The 22,056-nt window shown below is 67.8% G+C and carries 19 protein-coding genes and 4 pseudogenes; 14 read left to right on the top strand and 9 right to left on the bottom strand.

The features are described from left to right. Nucleotides 1–2 precede the first annotated feature (2 nt). From OG429_RS39840 to OG429_RS39825, 4 genes and pseudogenes are all read left to right on the top strand, one after another. A complete protein-coding gene (locus tag OG429_RS39840; protein WP_328930116.1) occupies nucleotides 3–815 on the top strand; it encodes an IS3 family transposase in 813 nt (270 codons plus the stop codon). Next, a complete protein-coding gene (locus tag OG429_RS39835) occupies nucleotides 728–2,089 on the top strand; it encodes an IS30 family transposase (protein WP_328930113.1) in 1,362 nt (453 codons plus the stop codon). Before OG429_RS39840 ends, OG429_RS39835 begins: the two co-directional genes overlap by 88 nt. 4 nt (nucleotides 2,090–2,093) lie before the next feature. Beyond that, nucleotides 2,094–2,396: pseudogene (locus OG429_RS39830) on the top strand (integrase core domain-containing protein); the annotation flags it as partial. A 738-nt stretch (nucleotides 2,397–3,134) separates the two neighbouring features. Beyond that, nucleotides 3,135–3,896 (top strand): tetratricopeptide repeat protein, encoded by a 762-nt coding sequence (locus OG429_RS39825; RefSeq protein WP_328930112.1) that lies wholly within the window; start codon nucleotides 3,135–3,137, stop codon nucleotides 3,894–3,896. Nucleotides 3,897–4,054: 158 nt separating this feature from the next. Here OG429_RS39825 and OG429_RS39820 read toward each other — a convergent pair whose 3' ends face one another. The 4 genes from OG429_RS39820 to OG429_RS39805 form a co-directional block, all read right to left on the bottom strand. Next, entirely contained in the window at nucleotides 4,055–4,915 is an 861-nt protein-coding gene (locus tag OG429_RS39820; protein ID WP_328930111.1) for a hypothetical protein, read from the bottom strand. 383 nt (nucleotides 4,916–5,298) lie between these two features. Continuing rightward, nucleotides 5,299–5,589, bottom strand: a complete 291-nt coding sequence (locus tag OG429_RS39815) for a lamin tail domain-containing protein (protein ID WP_328930110.1) — start codon at nucleotides 5,587–5,589, stop codon at nucleotides 5,299–5,301. A 122-nt stretch (nucleotides 5,590–5,711) separates the two neighbouring features. Then, nucleotides 5,712–6,152, bottom strand: coding sequence for a hypothetical protein (locus OG429_RS39810; protein ID WP_328930109.1), 441 nt, complete (start codon nucleotides 6,150–6,152; stop codon nucleotides 5,712–5,714). Nucleotides 6,153–6,666: 514 nt separating this feature from the next. Beyond that, on the bottom strand, nucleotides 6,667–7,185 hold the full coding sequence (locus OG429_RS39805; RefSeq protein WP_328930108.1) for a cupin domain-containing protein: 519 nt from the start codon (nucleotides 7,183–7,185) through the stop codon (nucleotides 6,667–6,669). An 83-nt stretch (nucleotides 7,186–7,268) separates the two neighbouring features. On the opposite strand from OG429_RS39805, the gene OG429_RS39800 reads away from it, so the two are divergent. The 5 genes and pseudogenes from OG429_RS39800 to OG429_RS39780 form a co-directional block, all read left to right on the top strand. Next, a complete protein-coding gene (locus tag OG429_RS39800) occupies nucleotides 7,269–7,877 on the top strand; it encodes a TetR/AcrR family transcriptional regulator (RefSeq protein ID WP_328930107.1) in 609 nt (202 codons plus the stop codon). 80 nt (nucleotides 7,878–7,957) lie between these two features. Further along, a complete protein-coding gene (locus OG429_RS39795) occupies nucleotides 7,958–8,266 on the top strand; it encodes a transposase (protein WP_328930106.1) in 309 nt (102 codons plus the stop codon). 82 nt (nucleotides 8,267–8,348) lie between these two features. Further along, on the top strand, nucleotides 8,349–8,693 hold the full coding sequence (locus tag OG429_RS39790; RefSeq protein ID WP_328930105.1) for a hypothetical protein: 345 nt from the start codon (nucleotides 8,349–8,351) through the stop codon (nucleotides 8,691–8,693). Between the two features lie 158 nt (nucleotides 8,694–8,851). Continuing rightward, nucleotides 8,852–9,659: pseudogene (locus tag OG429_RS39785) on the top strand (IS5 family transposase). Nucleotides 9,660–9,770: 111 nt separating this feature from the next. After that, nucleotides 9,771–10,112, top strand: a pseudogene (locus OG429_RS39780) (integrase core domain-containing protein); the annotation flags it as partial. A 112-nt stretch (nucleotides 10,113–10,224) separates the two neighbouring features. Here OG429_RS39780 and OG429_RS41725 read toward each other — a convergent pair. Then, nucleotides 10,225–10,398: a response regulator transcription factor gene (locus tag OG429_RS41725; protein ID WP_443051324.1), complete on the bottom strand. Its 174-nt coding sequence runs from the start codon at nucleotides 10,396–10,398 to the stop codon at nucleotides 10,225–10,227. A gap of 1,234 nt (nucleotides 10,399–11,632) precedes the next feature. Beyond that, nucleotides 11,633–12,832, bottom strand: a complete 1,200-nt coding sequence (locus OG429_RS39775; protein ID WP_328930104.1) for an AAA family ATPase — start codon at nucleotides 12,830–12,832, stop codon at nucleotides 11,633–11,635. 322 nt (nucleotides 12,833–13,154) lie between these two features. Between OG429_RS39775 and OG429_RS39770 the strand changes: the two genes are divergently transcribed. Both OG429_RS39770 and OG429_RS39765 read left to right on the top strand, forming a co-directional pair. Next, nucleotides 13,155–13,832 carry an RICIN domain-containing protein gene (locus OG429_RS39770; protein WP_328930103.1) on the top strand — a complete coding sequence of 226 codons (678 nt, stop codon included), beginning with the start codon at nucleotides 13,155–13,157 and terminating at the stop codon, nucleotides 13,830–13,832. A gap of 250 nt (nucleotides 13,833–14,082) precedes the next feature. Next, a complete protein-coding gene (locus OG429_RS39765; protein WP_443051308.1) occupies nucleotides 14,083–15,015 on the top strand; it encodes a helix-turn-helix domain-containing protein in 933 nt (310 codons plus the stop codon). 118 nt (nucleotides 15,016–15,133) lie between these two features. Here the strand turns inward: OG429_RS39765 and OG429_RS39755 are convergent. From OG429_RS39755 to OG429_RS39745, 3 genes and pseudogenes are all read right to left on the bottom strand, one after another. Then, nucleotides 15,134–15,652: pseudogene (locus OG429_RS39755) on the bottom strand (transposase); the annotation flags it as partial. Nucleotides 15,653–16,299: 647 nt separating this feature from the next. Then, on the bottom strand, nucleotides 16,300–17,556 hold the full coding sequence (locus tag OG429_RS39750; protein WP_328930102.1) for a protein-glutamine gamma-glutamyltransferase: 1,257 nt from the start codon (nucleotides 17,554–17,556) through the stop codon (nucleotides 16,300–16,302). A 1,889-nt stretch (nucleotides 17,557–19,445) separates the two neighbouring features. Beyond that, entirely contained in the window at nucleotides 19,446–19,736 is a 291-nt protein-coding gene (locus tag OG429_RS39745) for a hypothetical protein (protein WP_328930101.1), read from the bottom strand. Nucleotides 19,737–20,131: 395 nt separating this feature from the next. On the opposite strand from OG429_RS39745, the gene OG429_RS39735 reads away from it, so the two are divergent. The 3 genes from OG429_RS39735 to OG429_RS39725 all read left to right on the top strand — a co-directional run bounded on the left by OG429_RS39735 (nucleotide 20,132) and on the right by OG429_RS39725 (nucleotide 21,914). After that, nucleotides 20,132–20,437, top strand: coding sequence for a hypothetical protein (locus tag OG429_RS39735; protein WP_328930100.1), 306 nt, complete (start codon nucleotides 20,132–20,134; stop codon nucleotides 20,435–20,437). Nucleotides 20,438–20,492: 55 nt separating this feature from the next. Next, nucleotides 20,493–21,104 carry a hypothetical protein gene (locus OG429_RS39730; RefSeq protein ID WP_328930099.1) on the top strand — a complete coding sequence of 204 codons (612 nt, stop codon included), beginning with the start codon at nucleotides 20,493–20,495 and terminating at the stop codon, nucleotides 21,102–21,104. 87 nt (nucleotides 21,105–21,191) lie between these two features. After that, complete coding sequence (locus OG429_RS39725) at nucleotides 21,192–21,914, top strand: hypothetical protein (protein WP_328930098.1); 723 nt, start codon at nucleotides 21,192–21,194, stop codon at nucleotides 21,912–21,914. The last annotated feature ends 142 nt before the right edge of the window (nucleotides 21,915–22,056 follow it).

Raw genomic sequence — 22,056 nt, 5'->3', positions numbered from 1 at the left:
CCCTGAACCGCTGCCAGTTCGTTGGAGATCATCAGCGCCGGTTCGGCGTCACGCGGTTGTGTTCGATGCCGGGCATCTCTCGCCCGAGCTTCTGCTACTGGCGCCGCACCGCAGCCGCAAGGGCGGCCCGGCAGATCGCCGAGGCCGGGCTCGCGGCCCGGATACGCAAGGTTCACCAGGACTCCGACGGCACCTACGGCGCCCCCAGGATCACGGCGGAACTCCGCGACGAGGGGGAACGGATCAACCACAAACGCGTCGCCAGCATTATGCGGACCATCGGAGTCGGGGGTGTCCGTCTGCGGCGTCGGCACCGGACCACCGTTGCGGACCAGGCGGCGCCGAAGGCGCCGGATCTGATCGGCCGTGACTTCACCGCGGCCGCGGTGAACACGAAGTACGCCGGCGACATCACGTATCTGCCGGTCAGCGGCTCGAAGCCGCTCTGCCTCGCGACCGTCATCGGCCTCGCCTCACGTCGGCTGGCCGGATGGGCCATCGCCGACCACATGCGCACAGAACTCGTCACCGACGCCCTGACAGCAGCCGGGCGAACCCGCGGGAGCCTGGCCGGAGCGGTCATGCACACGGATCACGGATCCCAAGGCGGATTCAACTGGTCGTCGCAACACCTTGATCACGGAGGTGTGCGATGGGACAAGACCAGCAGCAGAAGGTGCCGAAGGCGCCTGCGGGAGCGCGACGGCAGTGGGCGGCGGATCGGGCGATGCGACCGCCGATGCGTTCACCGGGTCGGCCGGAGCCGTCTCGTGCAGTGCAGCGCCACTTCTGGCAGCGGATCGCGTCGGGAGTGACGACGGCAGAGGCCGCGGTGGCTGTTGGCGTTTCATGTCCGGTCGGAACCCGATGGTTCCGTCACGCTGGCGGGATGCCGCCGATCAGCCTGGATGAGCCCACCGGCCGCTATCTGTCGTTCGCTGAGCGTGAGGAGATCGCGCTGCTGCGCGCCCAGGAGTTCGGCGTGCGGGAGATCGCTCGCAGGACCGGCCGCGACGCGGGCACGATCTCACGCGAGCTGCGCCGCAACGCGGCGACCCGGGGCGGCAAACCGGTCTACCGGGCTCTGGTGGCGCAGTGGAAAGCGCAGCAGGCTGCGAAGCGCCCGAAGACCGCGAAGCTCGCAGGCGACGAAAGGTTGCGTGAGTACGTGCAGGAGCGGCTCGCCGGCAGCGTCCGTCGCCCCGACGGCATGATCGTCACCGGGCCAAAGACGCCTGGGTGGAAAGGGCTGAACAAGCCGCATCGGCAGGACAGGCGGTGGGCGACGGCATGGAGCCCGGAGCAGATCTCGCACCGGCTCCCTGTCGACTTCCCCGATGATGAGTCCATGCGCATCAGCCACGAAGCGATCTACCAGGCGCTGTTCATCGAAGGCCGTGGCGCGCTCAAGCGGGAACTGGTCACGTGTCTGCGCACCGGCCGGGCGCTGCGGGTTCCCCGTGCACGGTCGCAGAACAGGCCTCAGGGGCATGTCACCGCGGACGTCATCCTCAGTGAACGCCCCGCCGAGGCCGGGGACCGCGCGGTCCCTGGACACTGGGAAGGCGATTTGATCATCGGGACGGGCCGCTCCGCGATCGGCACGCTTGTCGAGCGCAGCAGCCGCTCCACGCTCCTGGTGCACCTGCCTCGGCTCGATGGCTGGGGCGCGAGCCCGCCCGTGAAGAACGGCCCCCCGCTCGGCGGCTATGGCGCGATCGCGATGAACGCGGCGCTCACCACGTCGATGACGCAGCTGCCCGAGCAGCTACGCAAGACCCTCACCTGGGACCGTGGGAAGGAACTCTCCGGTCATGCCCAGTTCGCTCTCGATACCGGGACAAAGGTGTTCTTCGCCGATCCGCACTCGCCCTGGCAACGACCGACAAACGAGAACACGAACGGGCTACTGCGTCAGTACTTCCCGAAGGGCACTGATCTCTCCCGCTGGTCGTCCACGGACCTCGAAGCCGTCGCCACGGCGATCAACAACCGGCCCCGCAAGGTCCTCGGCTGGCGGACGCCGGCCGAGGTCTTCGAAGAGCAGCTACGCTCGCTGCAACAGCCCGGTGTTGCAACGACTGGTTGAACTCGCCCAATACACGAGCAGGGCCTTCGCTGAGATCTGCAGGTCAGCAGGGGTCCGGCAGAGCATGGGCGCGGTCGAGTCCAGCGCGGACAACGCTGCTGCGGAAAGCTTCAATGCCGCCTTCAAGAGGGAGACGCTCAAAGGCCGGAAGGCCTGGTCGAGCGAGCGTGAGGCCAGGCTCAACGCCTTCCGCTGGCTGACCCGATACAACACCCGACGCAGGCACTCCCGCCTCGGCCAGCGATCTCCGACCGCCTACGAGAACGACTCCCAACCAACAGCAACTACCCTGACCCAAGCCGCATAGACGTGTTCAGAATCCGGGGGTAAGGCCCGTCTCGTACCGATCCCCGTTCACAACCCAGCTACGGCGTACCTCGTAGCGCAGGCCTCCGAACTTCTGCTCGAATCCCTCGTATCGGATGATGAGATCCATGGGAGCGGGGACGAGTTTCCCCGAGTGGTCACGCACTTGCCAGAGCTCTATCGGCAGCCGAACCGAGAGGGGCACTCACGCCGGGCTGAGCGACGCAGGAGGTCTTGTGCGCGTGCCGAGAGCTCGGATGGATCTTCCAGGATGTGCATCCTGAACTTCTTTTCCAAGGGAAGGTGTGGCTGTCAGGCAGTCAGGCTACCGGCCATCAGCACGGGTTCTGCGGCTTGACTTCTCCATTGGGAAGCCTCTGAGCGTGATAGTTGGCCCGCAGGGTAGCGCGTGGATCATCCTGATCAGGCTGTCAGGGCCATCAGGGCCGCCGCCGGTAGAGGGTCGGCGGGCGGGTGTCCAAAGGTCCGCGCCACCCATACGTCCGTGCGCTCAGGGTGAGGGACGGCGAAGAGCGTCGACGTGGGCCGCGACCGCGTCCATCGAGTGTTCCATCTGGCCCGGGTGGCGTCTGAGTTGGCCTCCCGTGGGCTCGAACCCATACACCAGGCCTTGCCGAGTGGGTGTTCGCAGCATTCGTATGCTCCGGGCATGAAACTCTTTTGGTGGCGTGGCCGAGGCGAAGCTGGCCAGACGACGAGAACCCCGTTGGCCCAGGCCATGGCCTTGTACCAGGCGGGGCGTTATGCCGAGGCTGAGGCCGAGGCACGCTCCGTGGCTGCGGCCCGGTCCCGGCCGCGCGACGACACGTACGCGCCGTTGGCACTGGGTATCGCCGCGCTCGCTGCGGGCGCTCAAGGCCGCCATGCCGATGCCGTCACCACATACGATGCACTGCTGCCGGTCTTCGGAAGGATCTTCGGCGCCGAACACCCGCAGACCCTGAAACTGCGCTCGGACCGCGCCCAGGCGCTGAGCTCACTCGCCCGACACGCCGAATGCGAGGCAGAGTGCGCGGCCGTCGCCCGGGTCGCAGCCCGCTGGGCAGGGCCGGACATGCCGCTCATAGCAACGGCCGCCCGCAATGGGCAGATTTACGCCCTTACCGCGCTGGGCCGCCACCCGGAGGCGGAGGCGCTGGCGCGCGAGGCACTTGCCGCTCATCGCGTACTGGACCGCTTCACCCTGGTCCTGCGTCTCGGTCTGGCCCGCAGCCTCAACGGCCAGGACCGCCACGAGGAGGCTCTCGCCGAGGCGGAGCGCGCCGACGAGCTGCGCCGTCGATTGCCCCAGGAGCAGCGCCGCCCGGAAACCGGCGCCGTCGAGCTGGCCACGGCCACCGCCCTCCTCGGCCTGGGGCGTGGCGCCGAGGCCCGCCTGCTGGTCACAGCCGCCCAAGACGCCTGCCTGGCCGCCTTCGGCCCGGACCACCGCCGCACCGCCGAGGCCGAGGCGTTGCTCGACCGCATCGACAGCGTTTGAGCAGGCGCGCCGCGCCGACGGTCGGGATGCTCACCTGCGGCTGCGCCGTAGTTGGCCGGTCGGGCCAACTACTGTGCTCGGTCACACCGGTGCCGCTCCGTAGGCTGCGTGACCTGCTACCGCTGACACCCGGCACCTCGCCGGGGTGGCTCCTCGCGTTACTCCGCGGGCGAGATCCGCCAGGTGCCGTGACGTACGTCAAGCGTCGCGGTGAGGTCGGCCTGCTGCGGGAACGAGACGCCCAGCCGCCACGGGCCTGGCAGGGCAGCCAGCCTGATGGTGACCAGATCCTCGGTGACGTTGCCCAGGGCTCCGATCCAGTGGGGTGCGGTGGCGATCAGTTGCTCGGGTAGCCAGGGCCCGGGCTCGGGAATGTGCGAGAAAGGCTTCTCGGCGAGTTCGGCGAGGGCGGAGCCAGCCAGCAGGGTCAGCAGCCGCGCCAGGACCGCGGCCGACAGGGCGGGGTCGCGGGTCTCCAACAACACGTAGCAGTCGTCGTGGCCCGAGAACCAGACCCGGGAGTCTCCCAGGCGACTCAGGAGCGGCTCATCAATGCCGGTCGTGCCGAGCACGAGGGCGAGCTCGTCGAGCTGCTCCGTGGTCACGTCGGCGGGCACGTCGATCAGAGTCAGCTCGTACGGCGACCAGGTGCCGTCGAGGAGACGGGGCAGGAGGCCGCGGTCCATCACCAGGAACTCCTCCGCGAGTCCGTTCGTGCCGGACGCCCAGGATCCGAGGGAGTGAACCCTGCACGGCACGCCGAGCTCGGCCGCGATCAGCGAGGGCTGCAGCGGATGCCAGTCCTCATCCAGGTAGGAGTTGGTCTCCAGCGACACCACCGCCACCGCGTCGTTCGCCACGGCCACGAGCAGGTCGACCAGCTCGCCCGCCTGGGCGGCACCGGCGCTCACCCGCCACAGCCCCTCGGCCTCGCGGACGCTGAAGCTCAATGGGAACGGCTGGCGCTCCATGCCGACACTGTTCACGCTGAACGCGCCCTGCTGCCCGACCTCGATCACTGCCCCACCCCCGAGAACCCGCCGGACGCCACTGCCCAGCCCGCACGCATCAATCATCGCCGGTCAGCGGAGCGGGCCTGCCACGGCCGACCACCCCTCGACGGGGGCGTAGTCCAGGGATCACGCCCGTCTTGCACGGCGCTCAAGACCGCGGCAGGGACTCGACGATTCCCTGCGCATTGCCGGCGTATGGCGTGTGCGAGGGGGGCGCGGTGACGTCTATGCCCGGTACACCACGACGAAGTACGACCAGAAGCCGGCGGTAGCGCGGGCGCGGCGACAGCCCAACGCGTGCTTCCACGCCCGCCGGGACCTGGCACGCAACTGGGTGCGGTGCCAGCGGCCGCCCGCCGTCCAGGCGGCCGCCGACACCTTGACCCCGGTCAGTGGTGGCGCCGGCCCCAGGACTCCGTGTCGACCGTGCGACCACGGTCATCGCGCAGCGTCGCGGTGTCGGCCTGGTTGTCCCAGACGTAGTCGCGGCGGTCCTGGAACAGGTCGGTTCGGGTGTCGCGGCCGTTGCCGGTGTGGATGCGGATCGTGGCGCGGGCGTTGATGCGGATGTTGTCGAAGCGGTACCGGTTGCCGTCGTCATCGCGCAGGGTCCAGCCGCGGAGGCTGATGGCGTCGCGGGTCGTGTTGGTGATCTCCACCCACTCCGCCCGTCCGGTCACACCTGCGGTCCGCCGCTGGAAGCAACCGTCCAGGCAACCGTTCAGCCGCCCTCCGGTATAACCCTCCCCGCGCCGGCGCGGGATGCGGAGGCTCGAGGCGAGCGTGCGCGGTGGATCCCCGGTCAGCGGCGGCCGGTGGCCAGGATGACGAGGAACTGGCCTCCTCCGGCCTGGACGTCGGCGGTCACCGGCAGCCCCGGTACCAGGCGGGAGAAGCGGTCCACCAGCCAATCAGCCGCCTCCTGGGCGTCTTTCCTGGTCGGGCAACGGCCCACCATCTCGCGGCCACCCTTGCGCTCCAGCCTCTCGGCAACGGTAATCAGCGGCGCGGGTTCGACTACGTACAGGCGCTCCGGCCAGGCGATGACCACCTTGACCGCGCCCTTGCGGGTGTTGCACCCGCGGTGCGCGAGCCGCTCGGCGACCTTGGCCTTCCGGTCGGTGGTCCGGCTGTCGACACTGGGCCCCCGCGGGTCGTTCACCGACTCGTCGGGGTCGACCGGTTCGTCACACACCCAGCACTGCCAGCCGTCGCGCTCGGCCACATCATCAAGGAGACTCACCCGAGTAAAGTACCCGCCCGGCCGCTACCGCGCGCACCAGGGCCCGGCAACGTCGCAACACTGGCGGACAGCTGCTGCATCGCTTGACCAGCCAGCCAGCCAGCCGAAGACGCAGGCGCGGCGCGGGTCAACCGGCTCCCGCCGCGGCCGCCTGCGGGAGATCGCCGTGGTGCTGTTCCAGCTCCGCGCGCTGCTGCGCCCGCGGGCAAGCCCCCGTTCGAAGGTGGCTTGCCCGGCGGTCACGCCAAGCTGGCCCGCCTGGCCCTCACGGGGCTTGCCCGGCGGTCAGGAGGCTTGCCCGGGGCGGAAGCGGGAGCCCGGTCCCGCCGGCCTTCTGCTCGGGCAGCCGGGGTTACAGGCCTCCCTGCCGAGGCTTGGGGAAGGCGTCGACATCACCGGCGCGAGCAGGATCGGCGATGTCGCCCGTGCGGCCCCATCCTCAACGCCACCGGAGGTGATCTTCACCGGGAAGACCGCTGCCCGGCCAGTGGGTCTGGGCGGCGCCGGCCCCCGGTCAGACGCCGGGTGGCGGCGTCAGACCGAATCGCGAGATGACGTCGGGCAGCCAGGTGGGCCGTCCGAACTCGAGACCGTACTTGGCGGCGAGCGCGGGTAGCGCATCGGCGGGCGGCGGCTGCCCGTCTGCGAGCATTTCGGCCAACTCGCGGAAGAAGTGTTCGAATCCGGCGGGACTGATGATCTCGATCATTCGGGCCGGGACGCGGCCGGCGTTCCACATTGCGTGGAGTTCCCCGCGCGGCTTTGTGATGTAGCCGCCGACGCCCAGGACGGCTTCGCGGTCGCCGGAACGGAAACCGATTTCGCCTTCGGTGACGATCGAGTACTCGTCCTCTCGGGTGTGCAGGTGTGGCGGGACCAGGGCTCCGACCGGGAAGGGGTGCTCGACGACGGAGACCGCGCCTCCTGTGTCTGCACCCCACAGTTTAAAGGCGACCCCGATCGAGCCGAGGAAGCCCTCGGTGCCCTCGCCGGGGCGGACGATGGTGAGAGGCGGGGCCAGCGGTTGTGTCATGGCGATCACTCCCGACACATTTTGGAGATACACTGATGTTCTCTTAAAAAGAGTCTCCACTGCGAACCCCGAGGCGTCAAGAATTGAGTGAACACAAGCGTTCGCCGAAATCGCGTGGCTACGAGATGCGCAAGCGCGCCGAGGACGTGAGCCGGACGCGGCAGCGCATCGTCGAGGCCGCCGTGCATCTGCACGGCACCGCCGGCCCAGCGTCAACGAGCATCGCGGCGATCGCGGAGCGCGCCGGAGTCACCCGGCTGACCGTCTACCGGCACTTCCCCGACGAGACGACGTTGTTCGAGGCGTGCTCAGGACACTGGCTGTCGCGCCAGAGGCCGCCCCGGCCGGAGGAATGGGCCGCGATCGAGAACCCCCTCGAGCGGCTGACGGCCGGGCTAACCGACATCTACCGCTTCTACCGCGCGGGCGAGCAGATGCTGACGTTGGTCATCCGCGACCAACACGCCGTGCCCCAATCGATCCGCGAGGCCCGCGAGAAGATGACCAGGCAGTACATCGAGGTACTGGCCGATGCCTGGCCGACGGCCCACGATCCGCTCCGGCAGGCTGTCATCGGCCATGCCACGGCCTTCACGACATGGCACTCCCTATGCATGGAACAAGGCCTCACCGACGGCGAAGCAGTCGAGGTCATGGCCACACTGGCAAGAGCCATCGACACCAAATCCTGAAAACGCCCGTCGGGTCTGCCGCACGATCGGGTGACATCTGAAGTGGCTTGCCCTGTAGGGCAGGTGGGAAGGATGTCGCTGTGCCCAAGCCCTATCCGGAAGAGTTCCGTCAGGACGTCGTGCGGGTCGCGAGGAACTGTGGTCCGGGTGTGACGGTCGAGCAGGTGGCCACCGACTTCGGAGTCCACCCGATGACGTGGTGGAAATGGATGCGCCGGGCGGACATCGATGACGGCTCCAAGGCCGGAACGTCCAGCCAGGAGAGTGAGGAACTGCGGGAAGGACGTCGGCGGATCAAGCTGCTGGAGCAGGAGAACCAGGTCCTGCGCCGGGCCGCGGCCTATCTGTCGCAGGCGCATCTGCCGGGAAAAGGATCTACCCGCTCGTGAAGGAGCTGGCCGGTGAGAGGATCAGGTCCGGCGCGCCTGGTTCGAACTCGGCTTCGTCGGTGACCGGCTGGATTCCCTCACCATGACCGTGCCGCCCTGGTCGGTCGGACTTCCCCACGAGGATGCGCCCGACGACCCCAGCGCCGCGACCAACGGATGGGCGTACGCCGCGAGCACCGCCGTCAGCCTCGCTCGGGCCTTTCTCGGTCCACTGCGGTGGATGTCGTCACAGTGGGCCCCGGCCGCCATCTCCGAGGCGGACTTCACGGTGCGCCGCCTCCAGGCCATCCTCGAGGAACTCGGCGACACCACCGCACACCCCCGGTGCGAGAACTGCGGCGGCCTCCAACGCATGGTTGCCGCTGTCCCCGAGTGCCGGGACTGCTTCGCCTCCGAGCCAGCCACCAAGACCGGGGGCGACGAGTAGACGGCAGCCAGCAGGAGGGGCGCTCTCCGCCGGTTGCCTCCAGGCAATCGCAGTGGCGTGCGCCGAACTTCCGGTTGCCCATAGAGCTGGTAACAGGATCTTGTTGAGATGTGCTGGTCGGGCGTAACCGGTGTGATGATTCGGCCGTTCGTGGTGGTGTGAGTACTCGGCCGTGGATCGTGGACGACGACTTGTGGGCACTGATCGAGCCGCTGCTGCCGCCCTGGCCGACGAGGTCGCCAGGGCCGCGGCCGGTGGCGGACCGGCTGTGCCTGCAAGGCATCCTGTACGTCCTGCACAACGACATCGCGTGGCAACTCCTGCCGCCTGAGCTGGGGTTCGGCTCGGGGCAGACCTGCTGGCGGCGCCTGGAGCGGTGGCAGCAGGCAGGGGTCTTCGACCAGCTGCACCGGATCCTGCTCGCCGAGCTGAACGCGTCCGGCCGCCTCGACTGGTCGAGGGCGTGCGTGGACGGCTCTCACATCCGGGCGAAAAAGGGGGCACCGACACCAGTCCGTCGCCGGTCGACCGGCCGAAGACGGGCAGCAAACACCACTTGATCTGCGACGGACGCGGGACCCCGCTGAAAGTCGTCACGACCGCGGCGAACGTCAACGATGTCACCCAGACCCTCGCCCTGGTCGACGGCATCCCGCCCGTCGCGGGCCGCCCCGGCCGGCCCCGCAGACGCCCGGACGCCCTGCTCGGCGACAAGGGATACGAATCAAACCCCAACCGGGAAGAGCTGTGCAAACGCCGGATCCTGCCCGTCATCTCCCGCAGAGGCGCCCCCAACACAAGGGCATGGGCAAGCTCCGCTACGTCGTCGAGCAGACCTTCGCCCTGCTCCACCAGTTCAAACGACTCGCCGTCCGCTGGGAACGCCGCACCGAACTCCACGACGCCTTTGTCTCCCTGGCCTGCAGCCTCATCTGCTGGAGACCCCTCAACAAGCCCGACTCATGATCGTGTTACGAGCTCTTACGCCCTCACTCTTTAACGCGCGCCGAGAGGCCCGAATCCGGATGCCACTGGCCAACTTTCCACGTAACTCAGTTGTCGCGAGATACCCCCCTGCGCAGCGGAAGGGTCCGTGGCGTCGTCTTCCACACGGACAGGGGCGCCCAATACAGCGCGGCCGCCTTCGCCGAAGTCTGCCGCCGGCACGGCATCCTCCGCAGCACGGGACGGGTCGGCTCGAGCTACGACAACGCCCTGGCCGAGTCGTTCTTCCAGGGTCTCAGGCGTGAGTTGCTGCACGGACGCCGCTGGGTCTCCAAGGCACAAACTCGACTCGAGCTGTTCCGCTGGCTGGCCTACTACAACCGGCGGCGCCGCCACTCCGCCCTCGGTTACCTCACACCAACCGAATGCGAACAACAACTCGCCACATCACATACGCTGCCACTCATCGCATGAAACCCGGTGTCCACTCGCGAGGTTCAACCTCGTGGCCCGAACTGGCCCAATGAAGAAGTCTCCAAGTAGCGCGTTGCCGTCGACTACGTCTTGGAGATCCCGAGCACCGCTGTCATCGTTGGATTATGGGGCCCAGGTCAGCGCGACGGGTGACGCCAAGTTTGGTGCTCGCGCGATAAAGATGGCCTTCGACGGTGCGCACCGATAGGAACAGGCGTGCGGCAATTTCGCGGTTGGGCAGGCCGCTGGCCGCGAGAGTGACGATCTCGCGTTCCCGGTCGGTCAGGGGCAGCGGCCGGATCGCGGCGACTAGCGCGGGGGTGCGGGCAGCGTCGCATGCCTCGGCCAGCCGGTGGGTCCTGGCGGTGGCGGCCTGTGCCGGACCCTCCGCTGCCGTGCCAGATAGGAGGTCACCGCGTGGGCCTCGGCATCAGCGGCGGTCAGCAGATCACCCATCTGCTCCCACCGGACCGAGACCGCGTGCAGGGCGTCCCCGTCGTCGGCGGCGAGCGCGGAGGCGTGGGCGGCTGCGACGTCCGCCCGAGGACCGTCCAGGTGAGCTGTCAGCTGGCCGAGCCTCTCGGCTGCGGAGCGGTCACCGAAGCGAACCGCGGTGTGCAGCGCGAACATCTCGTGGCCGAACTGGCCACGGTCACGGGCGAGCACGGAGGCATCCCGCGCGAGTGTGGTCGCCTCGGTCGTCGCGCCTTGCGCAGCAGAGACCCACGCCCTGGTCAGGATCAGCTCGGGAGCCAGAAAGCTGAAGGCGGGATGCTCCTGGGACTCGGCCTCGGCCAGGAACCGCCCTGCTGCGGCGGCATCCCCGGCCATGGCCAGCGCCTGGGCGAGGGACAACAGATTTCGGTACAACCAGCCGACCGTGTCGGTCTCCCGCATCCCGGCGCAGACCTCCCTTAATCCGCGTGCCGCCTCAACTACCTTCCCTCTGGCCAGCGCGACCCTCCCTAGCAGCGCGAGCGTGAACAACGGTTGGCTGGGGGCGTTCGTACTCTCCTCCCAGCGTTCGAGCGCGATCTGCTCGGCCCCGTGGACATCTCCTGCCATCAGCAACGCCCCCAGATGGAATTCGCTCAGCCCGACCCGCAGGATCGCGGCGTCGAAGGACCTGCGCGCCGCCTGGTAGCCGGGCTCGGCGGCCGAGCCGATGTCATCGGTCCGGCCGACGAGACCCAGCCCGATGACCAGACCCCACGTCGCGAGCATCACAGCCTGTCCGGGAAGGTCCGGGGCCGCCAGGGCCAGGCGCGCGGTGTCGATCGCCTGGTTCTGTCGGCCGAGACCTGCGTGGAAGGCGGCTCGGAAGGCGGTCACCACCTGCCGGGCCGCGGTCTCGGTCACAACCGCCTCGACGCCGTCGAGCACTGCTTCGGCGTCGGTTGGGCGGCGCGAGGACCAGAACAGGTTGCCTGCCGTCACCACCGCTGCCTGCGTCCGCTGGGTGTCGTCGCACGCGAGTCCATCGAGCCGTGCCAGCTCCAGCTCGGCCTCCGCGCTACGGCTCATCCAGCTGAGGACGGTGGCGAGGATAAGCTGCGCTTCGAAGCCGCCTCCGCCGACGGCGGCCACCCGTGCCAGCCTCTCGGCCAGGGAGAGGTCGAGCAGCTCGACCGCCTCGCGGGCGGCTCTGGTGAGGAACTCGGGGTCGGGGCGGAGTCCGGAGTCGACGGCCAGCATGGCCGTTCGCAGGTGTCCCCAGCGCGGCGGGTACCGGTCTCGGCCATGGCAGCGACCAGGCGTCCGCGCAACCGCTCGGCCCGCAGACGCCCGATGTCGGCGCGGCGCACCTCGCTGTACAGCGGGTGCGCCAGTCGTGCGCTCAGTCTCCGCCCGTCGCGTTCCACGCTCACAAGGCCGCGTGTCTCCGCCGTCTCCACACTCGCGTCGTCGGTCAGCCGGGCCAGCAACGGGACGCCCAGGGGCTCGCCGAGGGCCAGGAGGTCGACGACGTCGCGCAGCGGTTCGGTCAGGGCGCCCATGCGTGTCCTGACCAGTTCGGCCAGACCCGGTGAGGGCGCCACCTGCCCGTCCCAGGACCACAGCCCGTCCTTGGCGCGTAGGCGCCCCGCCTCCCTCTCACCGTCGACGAGCTGCCGCAGGAACAGAGCGTTGCCCTGGGCCAGATCCCACATACGGGCGATCCCGGCGCTGTCCAGTGGTCCCTCGAGCACGGCCTCCAGGAGAGCGGCCATCTCGGCCCGCGCCAGCGGCTGGAGTTCCAACCGATCGAGAGGGCCGTCCTTCCATAATGCGGTGATCGCATCGGGTGCCGGTTCTCCACTGCGGATCGTCACGAACATCTGCACGGAGGGCCGCAGCGCAAGTCGATGGACCAGAAGCGCCGACATGTCGTCGAGCAGGTGGGCGTCATCCACTCCGATCACGACCCCGGCATGTCCCGTGCCCACCGACAGCACGTCGCTCGCCTGCCGCAGGAGCTGGGTCGGGTCGCCTCCCAGCCGCCCCAGCAACGCGTCGAAGGCTCCCTGCGGTATGCCGCGTGCCGAAGCCGTCGCCGCAGCCCACCGGACCGTCGCTCCCCGCCGCCCGGCAGCCCGCAGCGCCTCACGTGCCATCCGGGTCTTTCCAACTCCGGCGGAGCCGGCCAGCACAACGCCCCGCCCCTCCCCAGCGCGCCCAACGACGGCCTCGATGAACCGCAACTCTTCGGAACGGCCGGTGAGCGGCCATGCTCGCTCCATCGTCGGATCCTAACCGCGACTCCGACGATGGAGCGGCCAGATCACGGATCAGCCGTGACCGATGGTCCGCAGGCGCCAGACCGTTGGCAGCGCCAGATCACGAGACAGGTAGTCGCCTACTCGTGACGGGCGGGCTGCAAACCAACACCATCGATCTGGAGCCAGCGGCACATGCAGCCGAACGGGGATTCAGCGTCTCCCCGCAAGACCCGGAACGCATGCGTGATAGCCCACTGGGCGTGCTGGCTCCGGGTTCATCGCCATCTCTTTCGTCCTCGCCCCAGTAACGGCGCAGGACCTTTCATGGAAAGGAACGAAATGAATGAACCCCAGTCCGATTGGCGTGATCCGCCGGGTTCTCCTGGCCGGCGCCGCTGCGCGTCCGAAAAGGGAGAGGATGAACAAGCGTCCCAGGAGGTTCGCACCGCTGAGCATGATTGCGGCCCTGGTGATCGCCCTCTTCACGGCGATTGCACCTACACCGGCATACGCGTCGGACACTCTCAGGCAGGAAATCATCAATGTCGGCGGCGGCGGCCTCGTCGACGTCATGTGGGCGTCCGTCGACCCCTACACGGGCGTTTTCCTGTGGCCCAACAACACCAGCGCCTCGCAGGAGTTCGATCTGCTGGACAGCGGGAACGGCTTCTTCCGCATCAAGGCGCGGCATTCGAACCAGCGCCTCATGCTCGACTGGCGGTCGGGATATTACGCCAACGGCACGCGCATCATCCAGTACCCGTATTGCTATCCCGGCTACGCGCCGGCCGAGTGGTACATCCGGTGGGTCGAGATCCCCGCACATAGAGTCTGGGCTGCCGAGCGGCACAAGATCATCGTAAACCGCCAAACCGGAAGGTGCCTGGACGCAGATTCCTCCACCGGCCATTCCGGCCAGCAAGCCTTGCTGCAGCAGTGGGACTGCATCACGTCCGGCGTCCAATGGAACTCCTACAACCAGATGTGGGAAATCCAGACAGCTTCAAACCCGCCCCGTTGAAGCAGTACGCCCTTCGAGGGCGATGCATGATCGGGTTCGGTTCAGCGTGCGACGTCGGAACCGCCTGCAGGACGGGTTCCTTTCGTCGTGAGTCGGCGATGACATCAGCGGGTTCATAGGTGAAGGCCGGGCTCTGGAGGCCTGGCCTTCATCGTGGTAGCTGACCGGTGCCCCCATTACCGTTTTGATGGCCCCGCAATGGGGCGCCCGGCCTCCGGAGTTGGCATGACTTTCTCCCCCTGTCGAACGCATGGCCTGGGGGTGGTGTCACCCCTCCGGAGGCATCGACAGACCGCTGATTACTGGCATCGGCCTGTCACAGGCAGAACGAGACGCAGCGTTCCGCGCCGGCGGGTTCGTCCTCGTGGACAGCAGCCGGCCGTTCAGCGGCTGCCTGGCGACGACTCCGGGAGCCTGGTCGTCAATCGTCGTCCAGATGCCCCGGATCCTGGTGCCGTTACCGGAGAACGCGGTGCGGCGCATGACCGCCGTCCCGATTCCCGCCACGCGCGGCCTGGGCGGCGTGTTCCACCGCTGGCTGGTGGATCTGGTCACGCGCGCAGGGGAGTTCACTCCGGCTGATGTCCCGGCCTTGACCCAGACCACGGTGGATCTCCTGGCGTCCTTGCTCGGCCGCTGCCTGGACGCCGAGGCGACGATGGGACCGGAAGCCTGCAGGCGTGCCCTGAAGGCACGCATCCACGACTTCGTCCCGCAGCGACTGCGGGATCCGGGCCTGACGCCCGAAGCCGTAGCCGCCGCGCACGGCATTTCCACGCGATATCTGTACCTGCTCTTCCGCGACCAGGAACTCACCATGGCTGCCTGGATCCGGGCACTGCGCCTGGAGAACTGCCGCCGCGACCTGGCCGACTCCCGCCTGCTCGGCCGCCCCATACATTCGATCGCAGCCGGCTGGTGCTTCCCCGATGCCGCTTACTTCAGCCGCGCCTTCCGCGCCGCATACGGGCCGCCGGCGAAACCAGGGCCGTTCTCGGCTATCACGTGGGAGACCCAGGCCACCGACTACCCGTCCGTCGGCCCCGACCGCCCCGAGTACGAGCCCCGCGGCTGCCCGCGCGGGGCCGCGTTCTCCTGGTACGCATACTCGCCGACCCGGTGCGCTACCCGTACATGCGCGGGGTGCTGCTGGAGATGTAGAGGGAGGCGAAGCGCCGGCTGAAGGATCCCGTTCTGGCCTGGGGGACATCCAGGCGGACCCCGAGCGCCGGCGCACGTACCAGAGGGCCCGCGGCAAGGGCGGGCTGGTGCGGGCAGACTGGGACGAGGCCGTGGAGCTGGTCGCGGCCGCGCACGTGCACACCATCAAGGAGCACGGCCCGGACCGGAATCGAGGGGCCGGTTCTGCCATTCGTTCATGCCGTCGACCACCTTCGTCTGCTTGGAGACCTCGGTGCCGTAGACCTCAGCGAGGTGGGCGGATATCTCGCCGTGGGTCAGGCCGCCGGCGGACAGCGAGAGCACCATCTCGTCGACCCCGGTCAGCCGACGCTGCCGCTTCTTGACGATCTGCGGCTCGAAGGAGCACTCCCGGTCCCGCGGGACCTCGGTCGCCACGGTCTTGGACCGGGTCCCGTTCCCGGTGTTGCCCGAGCCGGCCTTCTCATGCTTCTCATACCCGAGGTGGTCGGTGATCTCGTCTTCCAGAGCCGACTCGAGGATCCTCTTCGTGAGCTGCTGCAGCAGACACCCTGGCCCGTCAGCTTGATCCCGTCGGCCTTGGCCCGGTCCACCAGCTGACTGATCAGCTGACCGTCCAGAACGTCCGGCACCAACCCGGACGGCTGTACTTCCGCCACAGCCCCCCGACACGGTCACTCCTGTCATCAGGCGTCACTTCCCGTTCGAAGATCGACCGTTGACCGTCCAGACCCGGCCCAGGCGCAGCCAATCTGCCCTCAGGCCAGTACTGCGGCGAGGACCGCGGTGATCGCGGCGCCGAACGCGTCGGCCAGGCGCAGGCAGGCGGCAGGGTAGCTGGCGCCTCGAGACGGAGGAGCTTCCGGGCCGCCGCCGCGACAAAGACCGCGGAACTCAGGACTGGTACCGGATGGAGATGCTTTCCGCGATTCAGACCGTGGCGACCGGAGACAGCCTGTTGTTGCCGCGGGCACCTCCGCCCCCTGGTCGAAACGCGTCTCCAGGAACAGGCGTCACCACCGCGCCCACTCGGCCTCGACCGGCTGAGCCGCTGTGACCAGGAGTTCCTGCTCCTCGTAGGCTGCGACAGCTCGATTGACGAGATCGCCGCGGCACTGCACCCGTCAACGTGGACGGCGCAGACCCATATGAGCCGGATCCTCGTGAAACTCGATGCCCGGGACCAGGCCCAGCGCGTGGTGATCGCGTACGAGAGCGGCCTGGTACGACCGGGTCAGGCGAATGCCTGATCCAGAGCGTGCCCAGGCCGTGGCCGTCCCGGAGGCCGGACTCGCGTCCGTGGCTGTTACGGCCAGCCCTGCTTCACCTTGGCGGGGGCGGTGTTCCAGCTCTTCGGTATGAACGTGATCACGTAGGCTCCGCGGTCGAAGTCCGCGTACCCGGCTGACCAGTTCGGGAAGGTGCTCTCGTACACCCGCATCGGACCCATGTCACCATCGGGCGAGTGATAGTGGTTGGCGTGGGTCCATACCGTCTTCTTGGGATCCGGTTCTGCCTGATCCCCGAACCAGCCGTAGTCGAAGTTGACATAGCTTTCGCCCGGGTTGGCAGGACTGCGCGACACGTTCCTATCCCCCGACATGTCGACCAGGCCTGTTCCCTGGTCCGGGCGGAAGGCACCCGGTTCGCCGTACTTGCGCTTGTCGGAGGAGCTCCTCGGATCCTGCCCGCTCCAGAAGTGCTTCGAATAGACGACCGCCTTCATCCTGGACGGGTCGTAGTTCCCCCCGTCACGATCCTTGAAGGACGGCGTGCTGCTGAGAGCCGAGTAAAAGGTCGAACGGCCGTCCTCGTGAAGCAGCGAGTCGTTGCTCTTGGCGAGCTCCGCCTTGAGATTGTTCACGTATGCCCCCACGTCGTGCGTATTTTCCAGGGCCTTGTTCATGATGGATGCCACGTCACGGGCTCGATTGAAGCCCTTCGTCTCGTCGAAGCTTCCCTTCGCGATGCGCCCTTCGAATTCGGCGCGCGTCTCGCCGGGCCGGGGGCTGTCGTTCCTCAGGCCACTGTTGTACTTGTTCTCGTCGAACGAAGCGAACGCCAATTTATTCGTCGGGTAGGGCCCCGAGTTGACCCAGGTGATTCCGACGCAACCGTAGGACAGCTGTTCTCGCTGCGCTTCGGTCATCTGCCGCGCCTTGCCGTCGCGGTGGCTGTAGGCCTGCTGCCACTTGCGTATGTAGTTGCTCACGTCTGTAGTGGCCCTGCCTCCGTGGGCCCGGTACGCGTCAGGCATCCTGTCGAGGGGCTCGGCCGGAGGGGTCACACGGCCGTCGGCCGACGCCGAAGGCCTGAGAGACTCGACGGCACCCGGCGGTAATCCGCGCGGGGGCTTGCCGGGCTGCCCCAGGTCCAAGGCCCTCTCGTTCAGTGCGTTGATCAGCCTGACGTCGTCCACCGTCAGGTCGTGCCTCTCGGCGTAGGAATCCTCCTTGCCCCCACCGTCGCGGCCGACGGCAAGACTGACCGATGGCATGAACGCGGTGGTGCACATGACCACGCCCACAGTGGTGAGGGCGAGAAATCCCCGACGCTTACGCATGAATGCACAACTCCCTTATGTTGAAACCACGATGGCGGTACGGTCCGCCGCCGGCTAAAACGAGAATCGGCCACCCCTTCCCATGCCATGGAAGGGATTGACGCATCACATCTCGACTCCCGAATCAGGATCGGCTTGCATGAAAGCGATCATGTCTCTGCGCCAACTCCCCGGCAACACCCGGACTTCAGAATCGGCCACGCTGTCAGACAGGCGGTATCCCGTCATGCGTCCGGCCCTGCCCATCGTTGGAATGCGTAGCGGCAGCGGCCCCCTGTTTCCGCTTCCGGGCCCTGCTGGAAGCAGCCCACCACCCGTCCGACAGACCGCATGATCCGCGCCACTCGCCACGGCGGCCGCTCACCCGATTCGCCACCTCCGCCAGGGCCGTCATCACTCCCGCCCTCTACAGAACGGCCGGTAAATGCTCTGGGCACAACTTCCGCGCCGGTTTTTGGTTCGTCGTCCCTACGGGGGGCGCCGGTTCACCGGCCGACGGTGACGAGCAGGCATCTCCGCTCCCCCGGCCCGAGACCTTCCACACCACGGCATCACTGCCGAACACTCGGCCACTGCGCCGGCCCTGATGCCGCATCTCCCCGGTACGCGGCAACGAAGAACGTGCCCCGAAGCGGAATAAGCCCCGCGTCGGCCCCAATGCGCGACGATGCACACGGAGAGTCCCACAGCCGATCCGGACCATCTCATGCGGACGTTCAGGCGCGGCTTACGGAAGATCCCGTACCGGCCGCAGCCCATCGACGGCTGCTTGGCCGCGAGCGGGCTGATTGCCACTGCACCCTGACCGCCACCATCACGAGTTCACCTGAGTACTGCTCGCGCAGGCGGGAGCGCAGCTCGTTGGCAAGCATTTCGCGAACCGGCTCCACGACGCGGGGCCCAAACTGTACTGCCCGCGCGGCGGCCGGCCCGTCGGCCGTGATGACGGTAGCAACCCTTTCTCCAGACGTACGGAGGCCGGTCGTACCGACACGTGACGATAGCCCGGCATCAGGGCACGAAGCCTGGGGCAAGCCCGCCTCCTTCGACGGCCCGGTGCTGGGTCGGACCGGGGAGTACCTGCTCGGCGTGAACGCCAACGGCACGGTGAACCTCTCCCACGGTGGGGGCCGAGATGTGCCTGCGAGGCGACCGGGCCGTTCCCGAGGTCGTGAAGGACTTCGACCTGACCGAGACCACGGTCAGGCTGTGACTGGCCCAGGCCGACGAAAGCCACCAGCCCAAGGACCTGGAGCGTGACGAACGGGAAGGACTCGCCGAACTGCGGCGGGAGAACCGCCGCCTGCAGGAGGACATCGACATCCTCAAGCGGGCCATGGTCTTCTTCGCGAGGGGGACCCGGTGACGGTCGACCCGTTCATCGAGGGGGAGAACTAGGCAGGTCACAACGTCAAACGGGCGTGTGAACTGATGAAGGTCTCCCGGTCCGCCTACTACGCCCACCGGAGCGCCACCCCCGGCTCCCGGGCCGTTCGTGACGCCGAGCTGACCGCCCGCATCACCGAAGTGCACGAGCAGTCGCGCGGCCGACCCCAGCCGCGTACGAAACCACCGCCGCCTGACCAGTACATGCAACCTGTCCGCCAAACAGGAACAACCTCAACTGGCGGCGCGTACCCGGAGCCAGACCAGCCACCCGCCAGGGCGTGGAGCATCTCATCCACGTCCTCCGCGACCACCTCCCACACCGGGCAGTCGAAACGACCCGACACCGGGCAAGGAGAGAGGCCTAACCACGGACCGTCGTCGAAGCGCACCCCCGCACCACCCAGATCCGCCCGAAGGCACGTGCGCACACACGCAGGTCGGGGCGCCACAAGGTGGTGAACACCCGTGTGCCCCAGCCAGTGAAGAAACCGTGACGTCTATCAGCCGGTGCCGCGCCGAGTGAAGGCCAGGGCAGTCGCCAGGGCCGTGCCTCCGGCCAGGACGCCGCAGCGAGAGCGCCAGGAAAGGGCCGACCACCGGGATGCGGCGGACAGCAGTGAGCCAAGGCTCGCCCACGAGCCGACCGAGAGGACGGAGGCGGCCGAGCCGACCGACCCGATCGACAGGAACGAGCCGACAGATCCGATCGAAAGCGTCGATCCGATGGATCCGATCGACAGGAACGAGTTCCGGGAGCAGAGGGACCAGCGGCAGCCGTCTGTCGTCGTCATGGACCGATCGTAGGCACACGGGGCAGGGGCCGCGAGCGGCACGGGCACCGTGTCGGCGTCCCGAATCAGCCGTTGCGGCCTATCGCCTTATGGATCCAGCCCGCGTGGGCGGGCGCGCTGGTGTGGAGCCCCGGGCCCTCACTGCAGCGCACGCCTGGGGCACCGGGGCCCGAGGTGACGCTCGGAAGGGCTGGTCGAGCGAGCGCGAGGCCAGGCTCGACGCCTTCCGCTGGCTGACCCGACACAACACCCGGCGCCGGCATTCCCGCCTCGGTCAGCGATCTCCGATCGCCTTCGAGAACGGCCTTCAACCAGCAGCAACTACCCCGCCCCAAGCCTCATAGACGTGTTCAAAATCCGGGGTCAAGGCCCCGCTGGCCGTCACCCCCATCTTTGTGCAGGACAACAGGCGCGTCGCCGCACTGATCGCGGTGATCTGCCTGTCCCTTCTGCTGTTCTGCCTGATCGAACGCCAGGTCCGGCAAGCCCTCGGAGGTGACCAGAAGATGCCGGGCCTCTACCCCGGCAACCAGAAGGTGCGACCCACCGGCAGAATGATCCTTTACCACCTGTCCGACCTGCGACTACGGGTCGGCAGCGCCACTGACCCACCCGTCATCGCCATCACCCGCGGCATTCAACTCCACCTGCTCGACCTCCTCGGCTCGGAACCCACACACCCCCGCTGGCCAGAAACCTGAGCTGATTTCACCCTCCGTCACCGGTGAAAGACGGGGTGACTGAGACGATGCCCTGGTGAACTACTCCTCGCATTTCAGCATCGGTCCTGGTCATGACCGGCAGCATCTCCCGGAGCCCAGGCCGGCCGAGCCCGGTCAGTGGCCGAAGCTGGAGGCCGCACTCGCTGTGGTCAACCGCGACCTGATGGCGACCCTGCCGGATCAAGAAGCACTGATACTGATGGTTGACCCGCCTCGGCAGCCTTTGCCCCCGAGCGGAATCGACAGGGGGCAGGTCTACGTGGCGATGCCCGACGGCCGTTGGCACGGCAATTCGGTGAATGCGTGCGACCTGGAGGAGGGCGACCCGCCAGAGCCGGACGATGCGGCGACGGTCCTGACTGTGGTCGCAGATGCGGCGCAGTCGACCATCATGGAGTTGCTCTGGCGGGTCTGGCCGATCTGCTCGGAACACAAGATCGGAATGCACCCTCGTCCCGCAGAGACCACTGGCGACTGGTACCAGGGCGAAACGGACGCGGCCGGCCCACCAGTGTGGTGGTGCCAGGGCAGCCGGGACGGCGATTGCCACGACGTCTCCCTGGTGGGCGAGCTGGCCGCCACCCTGCCAGGAAAGCAACGTCGCGCACTGCGGCGCAGCGAGCGTAAACGAGATGGCCGCCGATAGCCGCGAGGCCAGACAACTGCGCGCTGGCCGTCGCAATCCACCTTTCGCCGCCACCCGCGAAGTACGGAACTAGCCATTGTGTACTCGATGCTGCCCGAAGCCGTCGACGACCACCGGTTCACCCCGGGACTGGTCGTCTTGGCGTTGCTGACCATCAGCTGGATCTTCGCCTCGGCCAGAACTGCTTGGCCCACCGCCAAGGGCATTCAGCCTGGACGTCTCCGTACACGGGAGGGAAGGCGAGCAGTCATCGGGCCAGTCGTCGTCGGCTTCGTTGCAGCACTTGCCTTCTCACTGGGCGTGACCGTGACCGACGAGTATTCCGAGTCCCATGCCTCCGACGTCCTGCTCGGCTGTGCCCTGCTCTTCCCGGTCGCCCTCATCGGAGGCTGTGCTTTCGGCCTTCGGCGCAACCTGGAGACCACGGCGTCCAGTAGAGGCCCGAACGGCCTTGTCCTGGCAGACCTACGTTCAGGGATGCTGATCGGTGCCAGCGCCGCGGCCGCCTTCGTTCTCAGCATCGAGATCGTGTTCGGACTCCTCGAGGGATTCGTCGCCCCTAACGTTGGCTTTCTGATCATTGTGCTGGGTATCGGTGCTGTTCTTGGCGGGATTTTCTGGGCCGCCGCGTGGCGCCGCTACGTTGCCACATTGATCTGCACACGCCGACGCCTACCGTGGCGCCTCGGACGGTTCCTTGCCTGGGCCTCTGCCGCAGGTCTACTCCGGGTCGCCGGGAACGCCTACCAGTTCAGACACCTGGAGCTTCAGGACCACCTCGCAAAACGCCGAAGCGGCAGAGGGCAATGACACCCCAGTACGGCGGCCAACCCATCGATAGTGAACCGTTCTGACTTCTCTGCCGCTCCGTTGTGAGCCATCAGGGAGGATGGGGCTCGTGCCCAAGAAGTCTGAGCGCGTGCCGCCGAAGATTTAGTACCTGGGATGCCGG

The organism is Streptomyces sp. NBC_00190 (assembly GCF_036203305.1).
Classification (GTDB): domain Bacteria; phylum Actinomycetota; class Actinomycetes; order Streptomycetales; family Streptomycetaceae; genus Streptomyces.
The sequence above is the reverse complement of the archived record's forward strand: the minus strand, read 5'-3'. Positions and strand labels throughout refer to the sequence as shown.